17 protein-coding genes are annotated in these 19,202 nt (G+C 73.5%); 7 read left to right on the top strand and 10 right to left on the bottom strand.

The features are described 5' to 3' along the window. Positions 1-40: 40 nt before the first annotated feature. From ACH5AO_RS17630 to ACH5AO_RS17645, 4 genes are all read left to right on the top strand, one after another. Positions 41-2,284, top strand: coding sequence for a glycoside hydrolase family 9 protein (locus ACH5AO_RS17630; RefSeq protein ID WP_398925520.1), 2,244 nt, complete (start codon positions 41-43; stop codon positions 2,282-2,284). 118 nt (positions 2,285-2,402) lie between these two features. After that, entirely contained in the window at positions 2,403-2,648 is a 246-nt protein-coding gene (locus tag ACH5AO_RS17635; protein WP_361742090.1) for a hypothetical protein, read from the top strand. Positions 2,649-2,651: 3 nt separating this feature from the next. Beyond that, entirely contained in the window at positions 2,652-3,029 is a 378-nt protein-coding gene (locus tag ACH5AO_RS17640) for a toxin Doc (protein WP_217134275.1), read from the top strand. Between the two features lie 503 nt (positions 3,030-3,532). Further along, complete coding sequence (locus ACH5AO_RS17645) at positions 3,533-5,173, top strand: RICIN domain-containing protein (RefSeq protein WP_398925522.1); 1,641 nt, start codon at positions 3,533-3,535, stop codon at positions 5,171-5,173. 138 nt (positions 5,174-5,311) lie between these two features. Here the strand turns inward: ACH5AO_RS17645 and ACH5AO_RS17650 are convergent, their stop codons facing one another. Beyond that, the gene (locus tag ACH5AO_RS17650) at positions 5,312-6,007 is read right to left on the bottom strand and encodes an alpha/beta fold hydrolase (RefSeq protein ID WP_398925524.1); all 696 of its coding nucleotides are present in this window, start codon (positions 6,005-6,007) and stop codon (positions 5,312-5,314) included. A gap of 35 nt (positions 6,008-6,042) precedes the next feature. Then, the gene (locus ACH5AO_RS17655) at positions 6,043-6,600 is read right to left on the bottom strand and encodes a hypothetical protein (RefSeq protein WP_398925526.1); all 558 of its coding nucleotides are present in this window, start codon (positions 6,598-6,600) and stop codon (positions 6,043-6,045) included. 324 nt (positions 6,601-6,924) lie between these two features. Between ACH5AO_RS17655 and ACH5AO_RS17660 the strand changes: the two genes are divergently transcribed. After that, positions 6,925-7,359: a subtilase-type protease inhibitor gene (locus ACH5AO_RS17660; protein ID WP_398925528.1), complete on the top strand. Its 435-nt coding sequence runs from the start codon at positions 6,925-6,927 to the stop codon at positions 7,357-7,359. Positions 7,360-7,515: 156 nt separating this feature from the next. Here ACH5AO_RS17660 and ACH5AO_RS17665 read toward each other — a convergent pair whose 3' ends face one another. From ACH5AO_RS17665 to ACH5AO_RS17675, 3 genes are read right to left on the bottom strand one after another with little or no spacing between them, the layout of a single operon-like run. Continuing rightward, on the bottom strand, positions 7,516-7,713 hold the full coding sequence (locus ACH5AO_RS17665) for a CDGSH iron-sulfur domain-containing protein (RefSeq protein ID WP_398925530.1): 198 nt from the start codon (positions 7,711-7,713) through the stop codon (positions 7,516-7,518). Further along, a complete protein-coding gene (locus ACH5AO_RS17670; RefSeq protein WP_398925532.1) occupies positions 7,694-8,380 on the bottom strand; it encodes a HemK2/MTQ2 family protein methyltransferase in 687 nt (228 codons plus the stop codon). The genes ACH5AO_RS17665 and ACH5AO_RS17670 overlap by 20 nt, the downstream gene beginning before the upstream one ends. Then, complete coding sequence (locus tag ACH5AO_RS17675; RefSeq protein WP_398925534.1) at positions 8,370-9,383, bottom strand: iron-containing redox enzyme family protein; 1,014 nt, start codon at positions 9,381-9,383, stop codon at positions 8,370-8,372. The genes ACH5AO_RS17670 and ACH5AO_RS17675 overlap by 11 nt, the downstream gene beginning before the upstream one ends. A gap of 79 nt (positions 9,384-9,462) precedes the next feature. On the opposite strand from ACH5AO_RS17675, the gene ACH5AO_RS17680 reads away from it, so the two are divergent. After that, positions 9,463-10,071 carry a flavodoxin family protein gene (locus tag ACH5AO_RS17680; protein ID WP_398925536.1) on the top strand — a complete coding sequence of 203 codons (609 nt, stop codon included), beginning with the start codon at positions 9,463-9,465 and terminating at the stop codon, positions 10,069-10,071. Positions 10,072-10,374: 303 nt separating this feature from the next. Beyond that, positions 10,375-11,541 (top strand): alpha/beta hydrolase family protein, encoded by a 1,167-nt coding sequence (locus ACH5AO_RS17685; protein ID WP_398925538.1) that lies wholly within the window; start codon positions 10,375-10,377, stop codon positions 11,539-11,541. A 350-nt stretch (positions 11,542-11,891) separates the two neighbouring features. Here ACH5AO_RS17685 and ACH5AO_RS17690 read toward each other — a convergent pair whose 3' ends face one another. The 5 genes from ACH5AO_RS17690 to ACH5AO_RS17710 form a co-directional block, all read right to left on the bottom strand. After that, complete coding sequence (locus ACH5AO_RS17690) at positions 11,892-12,101, bottom strand: hypothetical protein (protein WP_398925540.1); 210 nt, start codon at positions 12,099-12,101, stop codon at positions 11,892-11,894. Between the two features lie 29 nt (positions 12,102-12,130). Continuing rightward, positions 12,131-13,141, bottom strand: coding sequence for a Ppx/GppA family phosphatase (locus tag ACH5AO_RS17695; protein ID WP_398925542.1), 1,011 nt, complete (start codon positions 13,139-13,141; stop codon positions 12,131-12,133). A gap of 123 nt (positions 13,142-13,264) precedes the next feature. Beyond that, the gene (locus ACH5AO_RS17700; RefSeq protein WP_398925544.1) at positions 13,265-16,090 is read right to left on the bottom strand and encodes an NHLP bacteriocin export ABC transporter permease/ATPase subunit; all 2,826 of its coding nucleotides are present in this window, start codon (positions 16,088-16,090) and stop codon (positions 13,265-13,267) included. A gap of 1 nt (position 16,091) precedes the next feature. Next, complete coding sequence (locus ACH5AO_RS17705) at positions 16,092-18,314, bottom strand: NHLP family bacteriocin export ABC transporter peptidase/permease/ATPase subunit (RefSeq protein ID WP_398925546.1); 2,223 nt, start codon at positions 18,312-18,314, stop codon at positions 16,092-16,094. Next, positions 18,311-19,117: an HlyD family efflux transporter periplasmic adaptor subunit gene (locus tag ACH5AO_RS17710; RefSeq protein ID WP_398925548.1), complete on the bottom strand. Its 807-nt coding sequence runs from the start codon at positions 19,115-19,117 to the stop codon at positions 18,311-18,313. The genes ACH5AO_RS17705 and ACH5AO_RS17710 overlap by 4 nt, the downstream gene beginning before the upstream one ends. Between the last annotated feature and the right edge of the window lie 85 nt (positions 19,118-19,202).

The raw sequence follows: 19,202 nt of genomic DNA on the forward strand, positions 1-19,202 counted from the left end.
GTGCTTCCGCGCCCCCGCACCTCCCAAGAGGAGCCCAGACGTGAACAGACGCAGAACCGCCCTGCTGTCCCTGACCGGACTGCTGGCGACCGCGCTCACCGCGCTGCCCGCCGCCCCGGCCGGGGCGGACGAGGTCGAGCAGGTCCGCAACGGAACCTTCGACACCGGCACCGACCCCTGGTGGGCCTCCGCCAACGTCACCGCGGGCCCGTCCGACGGCCGCCTGTGCGCCGACGTCCCCGGCGGCACCACCAACCGCTGGGACGCGGCCGTCGGCCAGAACGACATCACCCTGGTGAAGGGCGAGTCGTACCGCTTCTCCTTCAGCGCGACCGGCTCGCCCGCGGGCCACGTCGTGCGGGCGATCGTCGGCCTGCAGGTGGAGCCGTACGACACCTACTACGAGGTGTCACCGCAGCTCAGCGTCTCCGGGGACACCTACTCGTACACCTTCACCTCGCCCGTTGACACCGCCCAGGGCCAGGTCGGCTTCCAGCTCGGCGGCAGCGCGGACCCCTGGCGGTTCTGCGTGGACGACGTGTCCCTCCTCGGCGGGGTCGCCCCCGAGCCGTACGAGCCCGACACCGGGCCCCGCGTCCGGGTCAACCAGGTCGCCTACCTGCCCTCCGGACCGAAGAACGCCACCCTGGTCACCGACGCGACCGAGCGGCTGCCCTGGCGGCTGAAGGACGACGACGGCCGGGTGGTCCGCAAGGGCTGGACCGTACCGCGGGGCGTGGACGGCTCCTCCGGGCAGAACGTCCACTCCATCGACTTCGGCGGACACCGCAAGCGGGGGACCGGCTACACGCTGACCGTGGACGGCGAGACCAGCCGGCCCTTCGACATCGACGCCGGCGCCTACGAACGGCTGCGGCTGGACTCGGCGAAGTACTACTACACCCAGCGCAGCGGCACGGAGATCCGCGACGACCTGCGCCCCGGCTACGGCCGCCCGGCCGGACACGTGGGCACGGCCCCCAACCAGGGCGACGGCGACGTGCCCTGCCAGCCCGGCGTCTGCGACTACACCCTCGACGTCACCGGCGGCTGGTACGACGCCGGCGACCACGGCAAGTACGTCGTCAACGGCGGCATCAGCACCTGGGAGGTGCTCAGCACCTACGAACGCGCCCGGCACGCCCGCACCGGTGAGGCGGACAAGCTCGGCGACGGCACGCTGGACATCCCGGAGAGCGGCAACAAGGTCCCGGACATCCTCGACGAGGCCCGCTGGGAGCTGGAGTTCCTGCTGAAGATGCAGGTCCCCGAGGGTGAGCCGCTGGCCGGCATGGCCCACCACAAGATCCACGACGAACAGTGGACCGGACTGCCGCTGCTGCCCAGCGACGACCCGCAGAAGCGGGAACTGCACCCGCCGACCACCGCCGCCACCCTCAACCTCGCGGCCACGGCCGCCCAGGCGGCACGGCTGTACCGCCCCTACGACAAGGAGTTCGCGGACGGGACCCTGGCCGCCGCGCGCAAGGCCTGGGCGGCGGCCCTCGCCCACCCGGACGTCCTCGCCGACCCGAACGACGGCATCGGCGGCGGCGCCTACAACGACGACACCGTGACCGACGAGTTCTACTGGGCGGCCGCCGAGCTGTACCTCACCACGGGGGAACGTCAGTTCGAGGAGTACGTCCTGAACTCCCCGGTGCACACCGCGGACATCTTCGGCCCCCTCGGCTTCGACTGGGCGCGCACCGCCGCGGCCGGCCGGCTCGACCTCGCCACCGTGCCCAACCGGCTCCCCGGCCGGGACAAGGTCCGCCGGTCCGTGATCAAGGGCGCCGACGGCTACCTGGCCACGCTGAAGGCCCACCCGTACGGCATGCCGTACGCGCCGGCCGGCAACGTCTACGACTGGGGCTCCAGCCACCAGGTCCTCAACAACGCGGTCGTCCTCGCCACCGCCTACGACCTCACCGGCGCCTCGAAGTACCGGGACGGCGCGCTGCAGAGCATGGACTACATCCTGGGCCGCAACGCCCTGAACATGTCGTACGTCACCGGCTACGGCGAGGTCAACGCGCACAACCAGCACAGCCGCTGGTACGCGAACCAGCTCGACCCGAACCTGCCGAACCCGCCCGCCGGCACGCTCTCCGGCGGACCCAACTCCAGCATCCAGGACCCCTTCGCCCAGTCGAAACTCCAGGGCTGCGTCGGTCAGTTCTGCTTCATCGACGACATCCAGTCCTGGTCCACCAACGAACACACCATCAACTGGAACGCGGCCTTGACCCGCATGGCCTCCTTCGTGGCCGATCAGGGCTGACACCCGTCCCGGCGCCGGGCCGGCGGCCACTCGGCCGCCGGCCCTCGCCGGTACCCTTTCCTGTACGGCTTGACCTGCACTTATTTACGATTCAGTACCCGCGCGGTACCGTGAAGGCATGCCAGCTCTCAACGTGGAGTTCAGCGACCGCGAGCTCGAGGACCTGCGGCAGATCGCCAAGGAACGCGGTACGTCCATGAAGGCGCTCGTACGGGAGGCGGCCGCGGCGGACATAGCACGCCACCGCGCCCTGCAGGAGGGCGCCGAGGCATTCCGCCGGTTCTTCGCCTCCCACGCCGACGAATTCGCCGCGGCCTTCCCGGACGACGAGCCCTCCGCCAGCGGTGCGGGGCGGGCCGCCTGACCGATGGCACCCGTGCTCCACATCGACGTGCCCTGGCTGCTCCAGCGGCACGAGGAGGTCCTCCCGGACCAGCCCGTCGTCAACGACTTCTCCGCCCTCGTCGCGGCCGTCGCCCGCCACCGCGTGGACCCGCCCCGGCTGGGCGTCGACTCCGATCCGGCCTGGCGGGCGGCGGCCCTGCTGCACACCCTCGCCGTGCTCCGGCCGCTGCCCTCGGCCAACGCCCGCTTCGCCTGCGCCACGGCGGTCGCCTACATGTTCGTCAGCGGGGTCGGCATCGACCCGCCCTACGGTGCCCTGGTCGATCTGGCGCGCGACCTGATCTCCGGCGAGGCGGACGTGTACAGCGCGGCCGACCGGCTGCGCTCCTGGCAGATCTGAACCGCGCGGGACGCCGGGGCCCTGGGGCCCCGGTCGAGGGTCGGAGGGCCGCCGTCTCCGCGCGTGATCTCCGGGAAGGAACGTGACCGGTTGACCGCGCTCCGGCGCGCGCCGGAGCGTGCGGGGCGTCGGCGCGAGCACGGAGCGCGCGCGGGGCGCGGAAGGGACCCCGGCACCCCCTGAGGCGTTCCGGCTGTGAACGGAGCGAAAACCCGGGCCGAAAGCCGTGGTGAGAGCGGCGGGCCGCGTTTCCCCTCTGACTTTCCGTCAACGGGCGGATGTTGCCCGAGCGCCTTGTTGGCCGAGCGCGGGTTGTGCGAGAGTGAGCCACCCGTGCGGGGGGCAATGGCCGGGGGCGCACGTGAGTTGATGAACCGGGTCCGATTCGCCGTCGGTGAATTCTCGCCCCCCGCGTCGCGCCCAAGAGGTATGCACCAAGCGGTCTCCTTTTCGGCGCCGGAAACCCTCGAATGTCACATGCGCTGTGGGAAGGAACCATCTCAGTGCACACCCCCCACCCTCCTGGCCCCCCGTATCCGCCGCCCGGCGGGGACCGGGGGGAATCCGACGAGTTCCTCGCCGTCCGGTTGCGGGGCCGTCCGGAAGGCGAGGCCGCCTATTCCGTCGCGCTGCTGTCGGCACGGCACTGGCAGTCCATGCACGACTACGCGGCCGTCTGCCTCGCCTCGTCGGGGCGGACGGCCGCCATGGTCACCGCGGCCGCCCTGCACCGGGTCCTGGACCGGGTCGCCGTCGGTGAATCGGCCGTCGCGCTCCGGCCGGTGCTGCTGGTGGGCGTGCGGGACACGGTCCGCGAGTGGGCCGCGGACGACCGAATAACCGGAGTCGTGCCGGAGCTGCAGAAACCGGCGGGCGGGCGCGGCATGCGCGCGGCGACCACCATGACTCCGGAAAACCGCGCACTCGCCCAGCGGGCATTCCGCTCGCTGCCCGCACTCGCGCGCTGTTTGCTCTGGCACGTCGAGGTCGAGGCCGAGCCGATTTCCGTGCCGGCCGGTCTGCTCGGCATGGACCCCGACATCGCATCGGGCGCACTCGAACAGGCACGTGAAAAATTCCGTCAAGGATGTGTCCACGCCCATCAGGAACTGGCACCGACGAAGGAGTGCCGCTTCTACAACCGCCTCCTCGACGTCCCCATCCGACGGGGCGGGGCCCTGCTGCCGGACGTCCGGCAGCATCTGGCGGAGTGCCGGCACTGCCGGAACGCGGCCGAACAACTCAGCCACTTCGAGGGCGGGTTGGGCACGCTGATCGCCGAGGCGGTGCTCGGGTGGGGGGCCCGGCGCTACCTCGACTCGCGTCCGGGGCGCCTGACGGCCGGCCCGCGCGGCGGACGTGCCGCCCGCCGACGCCGGGACGGGAGCGGGCGGCCCGGCGGCGGCCGGCACCGCGTGCTGTCCCGCATCCCCGTCCCCGGACGGCTGACGGGCATCGTGTTCCCGGACCCGGTGCGCTCCACCAGGACCCTGCTCACCGGCATCGGCGCGGTCTCCGCCGGGGTGCTGGTGAGCGTGCTCATCGCCGGGCCCTCCACCCCGGACGGCGGTGCCGCCGACCCGACGGGCTCCACCGGAGCGGTGGGCGGCCGCGCGGCCGTGCCGTCCGTGTCCCCGCCCGGCGCCGCCGGGCTTCCCACCGCACCGGGACGGACGCGGCTGCGCAACGTGGCCTCCGGCCTGTGCCTCGACACCCGGGGCGAGCCGCAGGACGGCTCCGGGACCCGGCTCGCGGACTGCTCCTCGGCGTGGACCCAGCAGTGGACGTACGAGGAGGACGGGCTGCTGCGCAGCGTGGCCGACCCCGGTCTCTGCCTGGACTCGCACAAGGACGCCGGTGTCGTCGTCCTCGGCACCTGCGCCGACCCCGGCGACCGGCGGGGCGACGACGTGCGGTACGACCTCACCGTGCAGGGCGAACTGGTGCCCCGCTGGGACGTCCAACTGGCCCTCACCCCGGCGACCCCTGACGCGAACGCCGACATCGTCGTCAAGGTGCGCGACCGGACCGTGAACCAGCGCTGGACCCCCGAACCGGTACGGGAGGCCACGGGCTCCCTGTCCATCAGCGGCACCGGCACCCCGGCGGCCCGGCACGTGGAGCTGGCCGAGCCGGTGACGTGACCCCCGGCCGGGCGGGGCGGGGATCCGGTCCCGGAGGCCGCCCCGCCCCGGCCAGGGACGTGCCGCGACGGTGCGGCACCGGGCAGGGCCTCGCCCCTGAAGCCCTCCGTCCCGACCGGGGCCGGTACGTGCCGTGGATCAGCGGGCGGCGGCCGCCTCCCGCAGGATCCGGGCCAGTTCGCGCGGCCGGGAGAACATCGGCCAGTGCCCGGTGTCCATCGTCACCAGGTCCCAGTTCTCGCTCTTGAGCGCCTCCGCCACGGACGGCAGCGGCTCCTCCCCGTCCAGCAGGCACTTGACGTACGTCGCCGGCAGCTCGCCGACCGGCCGCTCCAGCACGGCCGGTTCGGTGAGCGTGGCGCCGGGGTGCGGGGTCGATCCGGCGGTGATGCGGGCCGTCTGCTCGTCGGTCAGGTCCTGGCCCGCGTAGCCGTCGGCCCCCATGGGCGGCCAGAACCCGCCGTTGGCGTCGATCTCCCGCCGGACGTCGTCGCTCGGCCAGCCGGACAGGAACGACTCCCCGTCGACCGGCACGTTCGCGTCGACGAACACCACGCGCCGCAGCCGCTCGCCGATCCGCTCGGCCGCCTGGCCGACCGGTATGCCGGAGTAGCTGTGTCCCACGAGGACGACGTCCCGCAGGTCGAGCCGCTCCACCTCGTCCACGACGTCCTGGACATGGGTCCGCTGCCCCGCCGGCACCCCCTGTTTCTCGGCGAGTCCGGACAGCGTCAGGGGGTGTGCCTCATGCCCGCCCGCGCGCAGTTCGTCCGCCACCTCGTCCCACGCCCAGGCCCCGAGGCGGGCACCGGCCACCAAGATGAATCGAGTCATGCCCGCACCGTAACGGACGCCACCGACAACGCCGTTCACCCGCCGCCGGTGCCGGGCCCCGCCTCCCCGGGGTCGCCGTCCGGCCCCCGCTCCCGCACCCGCTGGACGTGTTCCAGCGAATCGCGCAGCTCGGTGAGCCAGTCGTCGGTGTGCCGCTGGACCAGGCGCACGCACCAGGCCAGCGCCTCGCTGCGGCTGCGGGCCACCCCGCCCGCGATGAGGGTGTCGAGGACCTGCCGCTCCGGCTGGCGCAGCCGGGTCATGACGGGCGCGGCCACATGCGTGAAGAGGGCGCGGCGTCCGTCGCACTCCACGCCCCAGGACACCTTCCGGCCGAAGCGGTGCTCGGCGTCCCGGGCGACCGCGATCCGGTCGTCCCGGGTGCGCTCCCGGAACTCCTGGACGCGACCCTCGACCGCCGCCTCCCGTTCGGCCGGAGAGGCGTCCTCCGTCGGCCGGGGACCGGGAATGCGGCCGATGACGGTGATCTCCTCGCGGTCGACCGTGACCTCGGTCAGCTCCTCGAAGAGACCGTCGGGGATCCGGCCGGTGAACCATCCCCGCAGTTGCTCTCGCTGCTCTGCCGTAATCATGTAATGACGATTACTCGCCCTGTCCATGAACACAAGGCGTCATGGAACGGTCTGCCGAGAGCGGAATCGGAATGTTTCAGGCCGATTAACGAGCAGCCGTGTTCCGGCCATCTGGCCACTTCGCGCGCCCGGAGTCCGTGCGGTTACAGGGCGGCGCCCCGCGCCTTCCGTGACTTCTAGCCACTGATTCAATACGCAAGGTTACTGAAATCCGCATGCCCGATGTGAAGTTCCGGCGCGGACTCGGCAGACTCCGGCACGCCGGTTCGGCACCGACCGAGCACGAGCCGGCGACTCGTCGACACGAGCGGAAGGATGCACACGATGCGGAACACCGCGCGCTGGGCCACCACCCTCGGCCTCACGGCCGCAGCCGTCTGCGCACCCCTGTCCGGGGCGGCGCTGGCCGCCCCGGGAACCGACCCGTCCGCGCTCTACGCCCCCTCGGCCCTGGTGCTCACCCTGGGCCACGGCGACAGCGCGGCGACCGTCACGCCGGAACGCGCGGTCACCCTGACCTGCGCCCCGGCCCCCTCGGGCACCCACCCGGCCGCGGGGGACGCCTGTGCGGAGATGGACCGCGTCAGCGGTGACCTCGACGCCCTGACGATGAGAGAGGGCGTCTTCTGCGCCAAGCAGTACGACCCGGTGCTCGTCACCGTCGACGGGGTGTGGCGGGGACAGCGCGTCTCCTACGAGCGGATCTTCCCCAACGCGTGCGTGATGAACGCTCACGGTTCGAGCGTCTTCGCGTTCTGAGACCGGGATCGCACGGTTTCCCGTGACCGCGTGGCGGCCGGCGGCTGGGGAGTAGCCGGTTCTCCCGCGGAACGTGCGATCCCGCGCAAGGAGGCCGGCGGGCGGAGTGGGGCCGCCCGCCGGCCTCCGGGCTTCACAGGCCCCCGGCCCCGGGGCTCACGCCCGGTCCCGGTGGCTGGTGTCGCACCACGGATACCGCCGGCTGCGGCGGCAGGTGCACAGGGCCACCCGGAAGCGGTCGGAGGCGACGACCGTGCCGTCCTCCAGCTCGACCTCCACCGGGCCCTCCACCAGCAGCGGCCCCTTGCGTTGGACGGTGACGCGACGCGGCGTGTCAGACGGGGAGTTCGGCACGGATCACCACCAGCTCTTCCTTGTCCTCGGCCCCGGACAGCAGCCCCCGCTCCCGCAGCCAGCGCTCCCTGCCCCGTACCACCGGGCCGAAGGCGATGCGCCGGCGCCGGATCACCGCGGCCTTCGTCCCGGCCGCCCGCAGTCGCCCGATCGTCAGCCCGGGGTCGCTGAGCGCCGACTGCACCAGCAGCAGGACGCCGCCCGGCCGCAGCAGCGCGGGCGCCTCCTCGCAGATCCGGTCCAGGACGAGCCGTCCGTCCCCGCCCGCGTCCCAGGCCCGGGCCGCGCCCCGCGGCGGCGAGCCGCCGCCGGGCGCCGGAACGTACGGCGGATTGGCGAGGATCAGATCGAACGACTCACCCCGCACCGGCGCGAACAGGTTGCCGCGCCGGACCCGGACCCGCACGCCGGCCCGCAGCGCGTTCAGCCGCGCCGCGCACACCGCCCGCCGCGAGACGTCGACCGCGGTCACCCGGCAGCCGCGCCGGGCGGCCGCCACCGCCAGCGCGCCGGATCCCGTTCCCACGTCGAGGACGTCCGCGCCCGGAGGGACGGGCTCGTCGTACAGGGCACCGGCCAGCAGCTCGGTGTCCTCCTGAGGGGCGTACACGCCCGGTGGCGCCAGTGGACTCACGGACCGCCGGGTACCCCCGCCGTCAAGAAGCATGGGTGAGCTCCCGGGGCAGCGGAGTGCGCAGCGACGAGCGGCCCGCGCTCCAGTCCGCGAGCAGCCTCTCGCCGAGGCGGTCCTCGGCGAACACGGTGGCGTCGACGCCGAAGGCGACGTCCGCCGCGAGGTGCGGCTCCACCTCCAGCAGACCGGCGACGACCTCGTGGCGCACTACCTGCTCGTGCACCGCGTCCGCCTCCACGTGCTCGTCGTAGAAGTGCTCGGCGGCGGGCCCCGCGCCCGTGCGGCGCATCGCCTCGGCGAGCCGCCGCGAGCCGGGCGACGAGGTGATCTCGACCGTCGCGAAGTGGCCCACCAGCGCGCCTCTGAGGGAGCGGTGCAGTCCGAAGAGGGACATCAGGTTCACCGTCACGAGCAGCTCGGCGCAGGCCGCGTCGAGGTAACGGCCGTACGTCGTGTCCAGTCCCAGGTCGGTCATCAGGTCGGCGAAGAGGCGGGCGTGCACCCGGTCGGCGCGGCCGCCGCCGTACTCGTCGAACTCGACCGCCGCCATCGCCGCCTTGGCCCGCCCCCACAGCCGGGGCAGCACCCACGCGTGCGGGTCGGCCTCCTTCAGGTGGTACAGGGAACGCTGGGCGGCGTACTCGCGGACGTGCCACAACTCGCCCTTGTCGCGCAGGAAGTGGCTGACGCCCGTGCCGTCCACCGGTTCCACCAGGAGGCCGGCGAGCGCCTCGTCGACGCCGTCGTGCCGCCGGGCGTCCGCGCGGAGCGCGGTGAGGAAGCGGTCCTCCAGGGCGGCGCGGACACGCAGCAGCTCCGGGTCCCATTCGAGGTCCGCCGCCACGCCCGCGAACCCGCGGTAGTGCAGCTCGTAGCACAGGTACAGGGCGAGCTGGAGATCGTCGCCGTACACGGGGGCGGCGGCGATCCCCTCGTCGGGCGGCAGCGGGCCGGTGCCTCTCAGATGGTCCTCGACGGCACTGCTCAAGGGGCCGCGCGGTGCGGGCAGCCGGGGTTCTTCACAGGGGTGCTCCATGCGTCCCGGGTACCCGGACGGCCCACGGACATCCGCGTTCGCGTGGCAGCCGGCCGCCCGCGGGGTACCCCATGTCCCCATGAAGGCACTAGTGATCAACTGCACCCTCAAGAAGTCACCGGAGACCTCCAACACCGAGGCGCTGGCCGGGACCGTCGTCGAGCAGCTGCGGAAGGACGGCGTCGAGGTCGACGTCGTCCGCGCGGTGGACCTGGACATCGCTCCGGGCGTGGTCAGCGAGGCCGTGCACGAGGGCGACGCCTGGCCGGGCGTCCACGAGAGGATCCTCGCCTCCGAGATCCTCGTCATCGCCTCGCCGACCTGGCTCGGGCAGCCGTCGTCGGTCGCCAAAAGGGTCCTGGAGCGGATGGACGCCATGCTCTCCGAGACGGACGACGACGGCCGGCCGGTCGCCTACAACCGGGTCGCGGGGGTCGTCGTCACCGGCAACGAGGACGGTGCGCACCACGTGATCAGCGAGATCACCGGCGGTCTGCAGGACATCGGCTACACCATCCCCGGCCAGGCGTGGACCTACTGGAACCAGGGCCCCGGCCCCGGGCCGAGCTTCCTGGAAGGCGGAAGCGGCCACGACTGGTCCCGCAGGACGGGCCGCGCCATGGCCGCCAACCTGCTGGGCGTCGCCCGGGCCCTGGCGGCGCGCCCCCTCGGCCCGCCGCCGCAGTAGGGAACCCGCCGGTGACCCGGGCCGGTTCCGCCGGCCCACGGGCGGGACGGCGTTCGGCCGCGTCCTGCCCCACCTCGACGGCGATCACACGATCACCACGTTCGCGAGCGGCTTCCCCGGCGACCCGTCCGGCCCCACGGGGCGCCACCGCCTCACGGGACTCCTGCCGTACGGGCTCGCACCCCGGGGGCGCGGAAGTGCCGGTGTCCGTCCACGGGCGGACACCGGCGTACAACCGGGGGCCGACACCGATCAGGCCGTGGACGGACGCCCGGGCGGAGTCCGCTCCCTAGTCTCACCGGTATGAATCATCTGCCCCGCGGCACAGCCGCCGCCTTGCTCGGCCTGTCCCTCGCCCTCCTCGGCACGGGCGTGGCGGGAGCCGCGCCACCCGCGTCCACGACAGTGCCGTCGGCCACCGGGACCGCCGACGTGCGCCTCGAACTGCCACCGCCCACCGGGGCGTACGCGGTGGGCCGGGACACCGTGCACCTCGTCGACAGGAGCCGCCCCGATCCCTGGGTGCCGGAGACCGGGGCGCGTGAGCTGATGGTGTCGATGTACTACCCGGCACGGTTCGGCGGCGGCCGGACGGCTCCGTACATGACCGCCGCCGAGGCCCAGGCCTTCATCGACGACCGGGGACTGACCGGAGTGGTGTCCGCCGGGACGCTCAGCGGCACCCGCACCCACGCCCGCCCCGCCGCCCCGCCCGCACGCGGGACGTACCCGCTCGTCGTGCTGTCGCCCGGATTCACCACCAACCGCGCCACCCTGACGCTGCTCGCCGAGGAACTGGCCGGCCAAGGGTACGTCGTCGCCGCCGTCGACCACGCCTACGAGTCGGTCGGCACGGCCTTTCCCGGTGGGCGCCTCCTGAACTGCGTCGCCTGCGAGAAGACCGCCCCCGGTGGGTACGGCGTGGTGCCCAGGGGCCGGGCCGAGGACGTGTCCTTCCTCCTCGACCGGCTGCTCGCCGACCGGCACCCCGCCTGGCGACTCGCCCGCATGATCGACCCGGCGAGGATCGGCATGGCCGGCCACTCCATCGGCGGCGCCTCGGCCGCGACGACCATGGCGGGTGACGAGCGGGTCCGCGCCGGGGCGAACCTGGACGGCTCCTTCATGGAACCGGTTCCGGCGGAGGGCCTGGGCGAGCGCCCCTTCCTGATGCTGGGCACCGGCGACGACGACCGCACCTGGACACGCGACTGGCCGCTCCTCGACGGCTGGAAGCGCTGGATCGACGTCACCGGCGCGGGACACTTCACGTTCACGGACGTGCCCGTCCTCGGGGACCAGCTCGGCCTCCTGCCGCCGGAGGAGCCCCTGTCGGGCAAGCGGTCGCAGGAGATCACCCGCGCCTACGTGACAGCCTTCTTCGACCTGCACCTGAAGGGCGTGGACCGGAAGCTGCTGGACGGGCCGACCGCCGAACACCCGGAGGTGGTCTTCCACACGGAGGGCTGAGGCGGGTTCGTCCGAGCGGCACCCCGGCGCCCGCGACGGCGCCCGGCACCGCGGACCCGGACGGACCGCGCGCCCAGGACCGGCCGCCCCCGTCCGGGTCTGCGGAGGGTCGCGTGCGTCGCTCCTTCAGGACGGGCCCGGGGCGTCGCGCGCGCGTTCACGTGGTCGGGGCGCGGCGGGGGCGGGCCGTGCGCCCGGTGCCACCGGCACGATGTCCGGTACCGGCCGTCCTCGTCCGGGTTTGCGGAGGGTCGCGTGCGTCGCTCCTCCAGGACGGGCCCGGGGCGTCGCGCGCGCGTTCACGTGGTCGGGGGGGTCCGCGTGGCACGGGCCCTTCGGACACCGGCCGGTCACGGGCGGCGTCTTCCTGCGGCCCGGGACCGGCCGGCCGGGGCCCGGTCGCCCCGGGACTCCTCCTGTGCCTCGGTGTTCGGGGTGACGGCGTCCCCGGCCTCGCCCCGGTGGGCGGGGTCCTCGGGGCGCCGCTCGGCCTCCTCGACCTCGCGCAGCACCTCCTCGGCGGCCGTCTCGGGCTTCTCGCGGTCGTTCCGCTCGGGCACGGGCCCGCTCCTTTCGTCGTGCGTCCGGGTCAGCCGCGTGCGGTGGCGACGCGCAGCGGTACGGGACCGGCGTCCGCCGTCTCCTTCTCGTTGAGGCGGACGATCTCCGCCCACCAGGACGGACCGTCCTCGATGTGGCGCAACAGCACCCCCTCGCGCAGCGCCCAGGGGCAGATCGTCACCGTCCCCAGGCCGGTCAGCTTCATCGCCGTGTGCCCCACGACCGCGCCCGCCAGGCTCTGCGCGGCGCGCGGGGCGGAGATCCCGGGCAGCCGGGCGCGTTCGGCGGCGGGCAGGGCGGCCAGCCGGTCGATCGCCCCCCGCAGGTCGGCGCAGGTCAACTCCCGTTCCACGAACGGACCGTGCCGTCCGGGGGCGGCCCCGCACAACCGCCCCAGCTGCTGGAAGGTGCGGGAGGTGGCCACCGCCGTACGGGGTCCCTCCCAGCGGATCCGGGCCGCCACGTCCCGCAGTTGGTGGCGCACCCGACGGCGCAGCGCCCGCACCTGCTCCGGGGAGGGCGGGTCCGCGTCCGCGAAGTACTCGTGGGTGAGCCGGCCCGCTCCCAGCGGCAGCGAGGCGACGAAGTCGGGCAGCCGGCCGCGCCCGAAGGCGACCTCCAGCGACCCCCCGCCGATGTCCAGCAGCGCCAGCGGCCCGCAGCGCCAACCCATCCAGCGCCGGGCCCCGAGGAACGTGAGCTCGGCCTCCACCTCACCGGGCAGCGTGCACAGGTCGACGCCGGTGCGGGCCCGGACCGTGCTCAGCACCTCCCACCGGTTCGGGGCGCCGCGCACCACGGCGGTCGCGAACGCCAGGGGACCCGACGCGCCCCACCGCGCGGCGGTCCTGTTCGCCGCGGCGACGGCGTCCACCAGGCGCTCCACCGCCTGCTCCGGCACCGGCTCCCCGGGCGTGACCTGCTCGGACAGCCTGAGCGGCCACTTCGCCGTGTGCACCGGCAGCGGCGCACCACCCGCCGTGTCCGCCACGACGAGTCTGACGGTCTTCGATCCCACATCCATCACGCTGGTCCGCATGGCCCGTGGGTACCCACTTACCGCGCGGAGCAACGGACGGGCCCCGCATATGGCGAAGACACGTCCCAGGCGTGACCGTAGGGTTACCGATCGTTGACATGCGGGTGATCACCGCCCGACGCCTCACGCCATCTGCCGCCGCACCAGTTCGTGCAGCCGCCCGCCGGTGTCGGCGAGCAACTCGGCGGGCGGACCCTGCTGGACCACCTTGCCGCCCTCCATCACCACCACCCGGTCCGCGTCGAGGACCGTCGACAGCCGGTGCGCGATGACGATCCGGGTCGCCTCCAGGGCCTTGGTGCTCTCGATGACCGTGCGCTGCGTCTCGTTGTCCAGGGCGCTGGTCGCCTCGTCGAAGAAGAGGATCCGCGGCCTGCGGATCAGCGCCTGGGCGATCATCAGCCGCTGCCGCTGGCCGCCGGAGATCGTGCCGCCGCCCGACACGAGGGTGTGCAGTCCCATCGGCATCCGCCTGATGTCCTCGGCCAGCCCCGCCATCTCCGCCGCCGCCATCGCCTCCTCGGGCGTGTACGGCTCGCTCCCGCAGATGACGTCCAGGACGGACCCGGTGAACGGCTGCGCGTGCTGGAGCACCACACCGCACTGCCGGCGCACCGCCGACCGGTCGAGCGCCGCCAGGTCCTGACCGTCGTACAGCACACTGCCGGACACCGGCCGGTCGAAGCCGATCAGCAGCCGCAGCAGCGTGGACTTGCCGCAGCCGCTCGGGCCGACCACCGCCACGAACTCGCCCGGCCGCGCCTCGAAGGACACGTCGTCCAGGACCAGCGGACCGTCGTCGGAGTAGCGGAAGGACAGCCGCCGCGCCTCGACCGCACCCGACAGCGGGCCCGGCCGGGTGCTCGCCGCGCGCACCTCGGGCATGGCGTCCAGCACCGGCCTGATCTGCTCGAACAGCGGCAGCGCGGCGACCGCCGAGACGAACGCGCCGGTCAGCTGGGTGACCGAGGTCAGCACCATCGTCACCGACGTGTTGAAGGTGAGGAACTCCGCTGCCGTCATCGATCCGCGCGCCGGACCGGCCAGCAGCATGAACATCGCCAGGGTGACCAGCGGCAGGTAGACCGCGCCCAGCACCGCCGTCAGGTTCTTGATCCGGCCGGCCTTCTGCTGGAGCTCGCGGCTGCGGGCGAACTGGGACGCCCAGGCGGCGTACGCGTAGTTCTCCGCCGCCGCCACCCGCAGCTTCGGCAGACCCCGCAAGGTCTGGAAGGCCTGGTTGTTCAGCTTGTTGGTGAGCACCACCAGCCGCCGCTGCCAGCGCACCTGCCACAGCCCGAGCCCCAGGAACACCCCCGCGACGACGACCAGCATCCCGAGCGCGGCCAGCGCCATCGGCACGCTGAACCAGAGCAGGATCCCCAGGTTCATCGCTCCCACGGTGACCGACTGGGCCACCGTCGGACCGACCCCGGCCAGCGTGCGGCGGATCGCGCTGACGCCCATGGCGGCGCTCGCCAGCTCACCCGTCGAACGCTCGGTGAAGAACGTGGTCGGCAGCCGCAGCAGCCTGTCCCACACGGCCGGCTGGAGGGTCGCCTCCACCCGGCCCTCGAGCCGCAGCAGGGTGAGGTTCTGCAGCAGCATGAACGCGGCGGCCACCACACTGCTCAGGATCACCGCGAGACACACCTGCACGATCAGCCCGGTCCGCGCCTCCGGCACGAACTCGCCGAGCACCTTGCCGGTCGCCAGCGGCACCAGGGCCCCGATCGCCACCGTCACCAGACCGCTCAGCACCAGACGCGTCAGATCACCCCGCGTACCCCTCATGCAGAACCGCAGCAGCCGCAGCGGGCTCAGCCGCCGCTCGGGCAGCGGACGGTAGAACATCACCGCGCGGGGCTCGAACTCCTCGGCGTTCGCCTTCTCGACCGGGGTCTCCCGGCCGGTCGCGGGATGCACCGCCACATAGCCGCCGCGCCGCCACAGCAGCGCCACGGGCGCCCCCGACAGGGCCCGGTGACCCACCAGCGGCCCCACGTCGTCCCGCCACCAGCGGCCGTCCAGCCGTACGACACGGGTCCGCACCCGGGAGGCCAGGGCGATCCGCTCGACCGGATCGAGCCGGTCCCCGCCGACGGCGGACCGCGCGGGCGCGGCGAGCGTGATCCCGGCCGCCCGGGCCACCAGCTCGCAGGCCGCGTACGTGGCGTCCGCGTCGGCCGCCGTCGTGCGCTGTCCCGACCGCTTGCCGATCGCGGCGAGCAGCGTCCGGTCGGCCCGGGCACGGACCGCCTCACCGGCCGCGATGCCCTCGGCGGTCCGCGTCTCGTGCGTCTGCTCCAGCTGCTCGATCCACCGGTCCAGCGCGGTCATCAGCCGGTACTGCTGGTCGACCATGCTCTGCCACAGCGCCGGATCCATCAGCAGATCGGCCGCCGCCTCGGCCCCGTACAGCGAGCCGTACTGCACACTGCCCGGCGGGACCTGCATCCAGAACACGTCGTCGTCGCCGGGCGCGCCGGCCCGCTCGGTGGCCATCGGAGCCTGGAACAGCACCGCCAGGCCGCGGCCCGCGCCGAGCGCCAGCGCGTACTCCAGGGGGCTCGTCGTCGGCGGCACGTACTGCGGGTTGCCGTACTCGTCGTACGACCAGGTCTGGGTGCTCGCCGGCTGGTACAGCTCGCGCAGGGCGATGCGGCGCACCACGCAGTCCCGCAGCGGACGCGCCACCAGCGTGTGCGCCGGGCCGGTCACCGGGCCCAGCACCAGCGAGCCCGCCTCCAGCCGGCCCAGATGGTGCCAGTGGCCCTGCCGCTCGGCGTCCACCGCGAACAGGTCCACGGCACCGGACACGATCAGCCACAGCGTCTGCGGCCCCTCCAGGTCCAGCCGGCCGGACCCGGAGCAGTCGACCGGCGTGCCCAGCGACCCGAGCGCGCCCAGGACGAGGTCGCCGCCCTGCCCCTCGTGCACGGTCGTCATCTCAACGCTCCCTGACCAGTGCCGCGTACGCGCCGCCGCGCGCCACCAGTTCCTCGTGCCGTCCGCGCTCCACGACCGTGCCGTGGTCCAGCACGACGATCTCGTCGCTGTCGCGGACCGTGCTCAGCCGGTGCGCGATCACCACGCAGGCACAGCCGCGCCGGCGCAGGTTGTCCATCACCACCAGCTCGGTCTCCGCGTCCAGCGCGCTGGTCACCTCGTCGAGGACCAGGATGCTGGGCCGGCGCGCCAGCGCCCGCGCGATCTCCAGGCGCTGGCGCTGACCGCCGGAGAAGTTGCGGCCGTCCTGCTCGACCGGGCTGTGGATGCCGCCCGGCCGGCGCAGGACCACGTCGTACAGCGCCGCGTCCTTCAGCGCCTCCACCACCGCCTCGTCCGGGACCGACGGGTCCCACAGCGCCACGTTGTCGCGGACGGTGCCCTCGAAGAGGAACACCTCCTGGTCGACGAAGGAGACGGAGGCGGCCAGCGCCCCGCGCGGGATGTCCTCGATGCGCTGCCCGTCGATCCGGATCACGCCCTCCCACGGCGTGTACAGCCCCGAGATCAGCCGGGACACGGTGGACTTGCCGCTGCCGGAACCGCCCACCAGCGCCACCTGCTGTCCGGGCCCCACGGTCAGGTCGAAGCCGGTCAGCAGCGGCTTGTCCAGCGGGTTGTAGCCGAAGGCGAGGTTCTGCAGCTCGACGTGGCCGTGCAGCCGGCGGGTCGACTCGCCGGCACCGGGACGGCCGTAGAGCGGGTCCGCCCGGAAGTTCTCCACGTCCTTCAGCCGGGCCACGTCCGCGGCGAAGTCCTGGATCCGGCCCGCGACGCCGTTGAGGCGGGTCAGCGGGGCGGTGAAACGGGCGACCAGCGCCTGGAAGGCGACCAGCAGACCGACCGAGACGTGCCCCTCGACCGCCCGCATGCCGCCGATCCACAGGATCAGCGCGCTGTTGAGCGTGGCGAGCGTCGGCGCGACGACACCGAGCCAGGCGCTCGGCACCCCGAGCCGCTGCTGCTCCTCCAGCGTGGTGGCGTGCTGCCCGGCCCACTTGCGGAAGTAGCCGTCCTCCCCGCCGGTCGCCTTCAGCGTCTCGATCAGCTGCAGACCGGTGTACGCCGTGTTGGTCAGCCGCGCGCTGTCCGCCCGCAGCTTCGCCGTACGGGTCGCGCGCAGCCGGATCACGATCCGCATCGCCACGATGTTCAGCAGCGCCACCCCGACGCCCACGAACGTCAGCTGCGGGTCGTACGTGTACAGCAGCACCGCGTACAGCACGACCACCACCGCGTCCACGCCCGCCGCCGACAGGTCGCGGGCCAGCGTCTCGGCCACCGCGTCGTTGGACTGCAGCCGCTGCACCAGGTCGGCCGGGCTGCGCTGGGCGAAGAACGTCACCGGCAGCCGCAGCAGATGGCGCAGGAAGCGGGCGCTGGACAGGGTGGAGGAGATCAGCCGGCCGCGCAGCAGGTTGCCCTGTTGCAGCCAGGTCAGCACCAGCGTGAGCAGCACGCAGGCGCCCATCGACGTGAACAGCACGTCCAGCGTCGAGGTCCGGCCGCCGATCAGGAACTCGTCGATGAAGGTACGGCTGAGCCCCGGCACCGCCGCGCCGACCGCGACCAGCAGCAGGCTCGACAGCACCACCGCGGGCATGGTGCCCGCCGTGCCGCGCAGCCGGGCCGGCATCGCGCCGAGCACGCCCGGCCTGCGCCCGCCCCGGGTGAAGTCCTCGCCGGGCTCCATCACCAGCACGACACCGGTGAAGCTGCCGTCGAACTCCTCCAGCGGGACGAACCGCCGTCCCTTGCCGGGGTCGTTGATGTAGACCCCGCGGCGGCCGAAGCGGCGGCCCATGCCGTCGTAGACGACGTAGTGGTTGAACTCCCAGAACAGGACGGCCGGCGCCGTCACCTCGGCGAGGGCGGCCAGGTCCATCTGCATGCCCTTGGCGGTCAGCCCGTAACTCCGGGCCGCCTTCAGCAGGTTGCCGGCGCGCGAGCCGTCCCGCGAGACGCCGCAGGCGATGCGCAGCTCCTCCAGCGGGACATGGCGGCCGTAGTGGCCGAGCACCATCGCCAGCGAGGCGGCACCGCACTCCACGGCCTCCATCTGGAGCACGGTGGGGGTGCGGACCGTCTTCGCCCGGGCCTTGGGAACACCGCGCTTCGGCGGGGCGGCCCGGCGCCGGCCGTGGGTCTGCCGCGCGGTGGTCACGGCAGCAGCCAGTCGACGGGGCGCCGGTCGGCCAGCCGGATCGAACCCGTGGCCAGGGTCATCGAGGTCAGCTCGAACGGCGGGCCCTCCGCGGAGGACCACGCGTAACCGCTCCTCGTGCCGGACGACTTCTCCAGCTCGACCGTGACCGCCACCGGCCTGCCCTTCTCGGTGAACTGCTCGCCGAGCTGGGCGTCCCCGAGGAACGCGGCGATCTGCCGGGGGGACTGCGCCGAGCGGCCCACCGACGTCACCTCGCCGCGCAGCACGCCGTACTCCTGGCTCGGCACCGACTGCACGGTCAGGTCCACGGAGGCGTGCGCGGGGATGCCGGCGGCGCTCTCGGCGGGGACGTACACCGTCGCCCGCAGCGGGGCCTTCGCACGGGCGACCTTCTCCACGGCGGCGACGTTCGCGCCGGTGGAGATGATCTGCCCGGTGCCGACGGCGAGCGCGGTGACACGGCCCGCGTCGAGGCTGCGGACGACCTCGTCGCCCTGCTCGGTGCCGACCTTCAGGACGGGGGAGCCGGCGGGCAGCCGCTCGCCCTCCTCGGCGAGGACGGCGGTGACCTGGCCGGCGACGGGGCTCTGCAGGACGTAACTGCCCTGTCCGTGCGTGAGGACGGCGGGCGCGCTGACCGTGGAGGACACCGAGCCGGTCACCGCCCACACCGACGCGGCCGCCATCACGACCACCGTCACGGAGAGCACCAGCCAGCCCTGCGGCCGCGCGAAGCGCACCGGGAGGTCGAGCTCCTCCGGCGACTGGAGCCTGGCGAGAGCCTGTTGGCGGAACTGCACGGGTCTTCCCTCACCTGTGTGAGCTGTGCGGCATGACGCGGGGGGCGTGGACGCGCCGCGAAGTCCCGGAGCCGGGGAGCGGCTT

Origin of the sequence: Streptomyces sp. NPDC018964, from assembly GCF_044390325.1 — a bacterium.
Taxonomy (GTDB): domain Bacteria; phylum Actinomycetota; class Actinomycetes; order Streptomycetales; family Streptomycetaceae; genus Streptomyces.

What these genes read in the sequence shown, in the direction of transcription:
- ACH5AO_RS17635 (WP_361742090.1), top strand. Translation starts at nt 2,403, where the DNA reads ATGCCAGCTCTCAACGTGGAGTTCAGCGACCGCGAGCTCGAGGACCTG.
- ACH5AO_RS17640 (WP_217134275.1), top strand. Translation starts at nt 2,652, where the DNA reads ATGGCACCCGTGCTCCACATCGACGTGCCCTGGCTGCTCCAGCGGCAC.
- ACH5AO_RS17650 (WP_398925524.1), bottom strand. Translation starts at nt 6,007, where the DNA reads ATGACTCGATTCATCTTGGTGGCCGGTGCCCGCCTCGGGGCCTGGGCG.
- ACH5AO_RS17655 (WP_398925526.1), bottom strand. Translation starts at nt 6,600, where the DNA reads ATGATTACGGCAGAGCAGCGAGAGCAACTGCGGGGATGGTTCACCGGC.
- ACH5AO_RS17660 (WP_398925528.1), top strand. Translation starts at nt 6,925, where the DNA reads ATGCGGAACACCGCGCGCTGGGCCACCACCCTCGGCCTCACGGCCGCA.
- ACH5AO_RS17670 (WP_398925532.1), bottom strand. Translation starts at nt 8,380, where the DNA reads ATGCTTCTTGACGGCGGGGGTACCCGGCGGTCCGTGAGTCCACTGGCG.
- ACH5AO_RS17675 (WP_398925534.1), bottom strand. Translation starts at nt 9,383, where the DNA reads ATGGAGCACCCCTGTGAAGAACCCCGGCTGCCCGCACCGCGCGGCCCC.
- ACH5AO_RS17680 (WP_398925536.1), top strand. Translation starts at nt 9,463, where the DNA reads ATGAAGGCACTAGTGATCAACTGCACCCTCAAGAAGTCACCGGAGACC.
- ACH5AO_RS17685 (WP_398925538.1), top strand. Translation starts at nt 10,375, where the DNA reads ATGAATCATCTGCCCCGCGGCACAGCCGCCGCCTTGCTCGGCCTGTCC.
- ACH5AO_RS17695 (WP_398925542.1), bottom strand. Translation starts at nt 13,141, where the DNA reads ATGCGGACCAGCGTGATGGATGTGGGATCGAAGACCGTCAGACTCGTC.
- ACH5AO_RS17700 (WP_398925544.1), bottom strand. Translation starts at nt 16,090, where the DNA reads ATGACGACCGTGCACGAGGGGCAGGGCGGCGACCTCGTCCTGGGCGCG.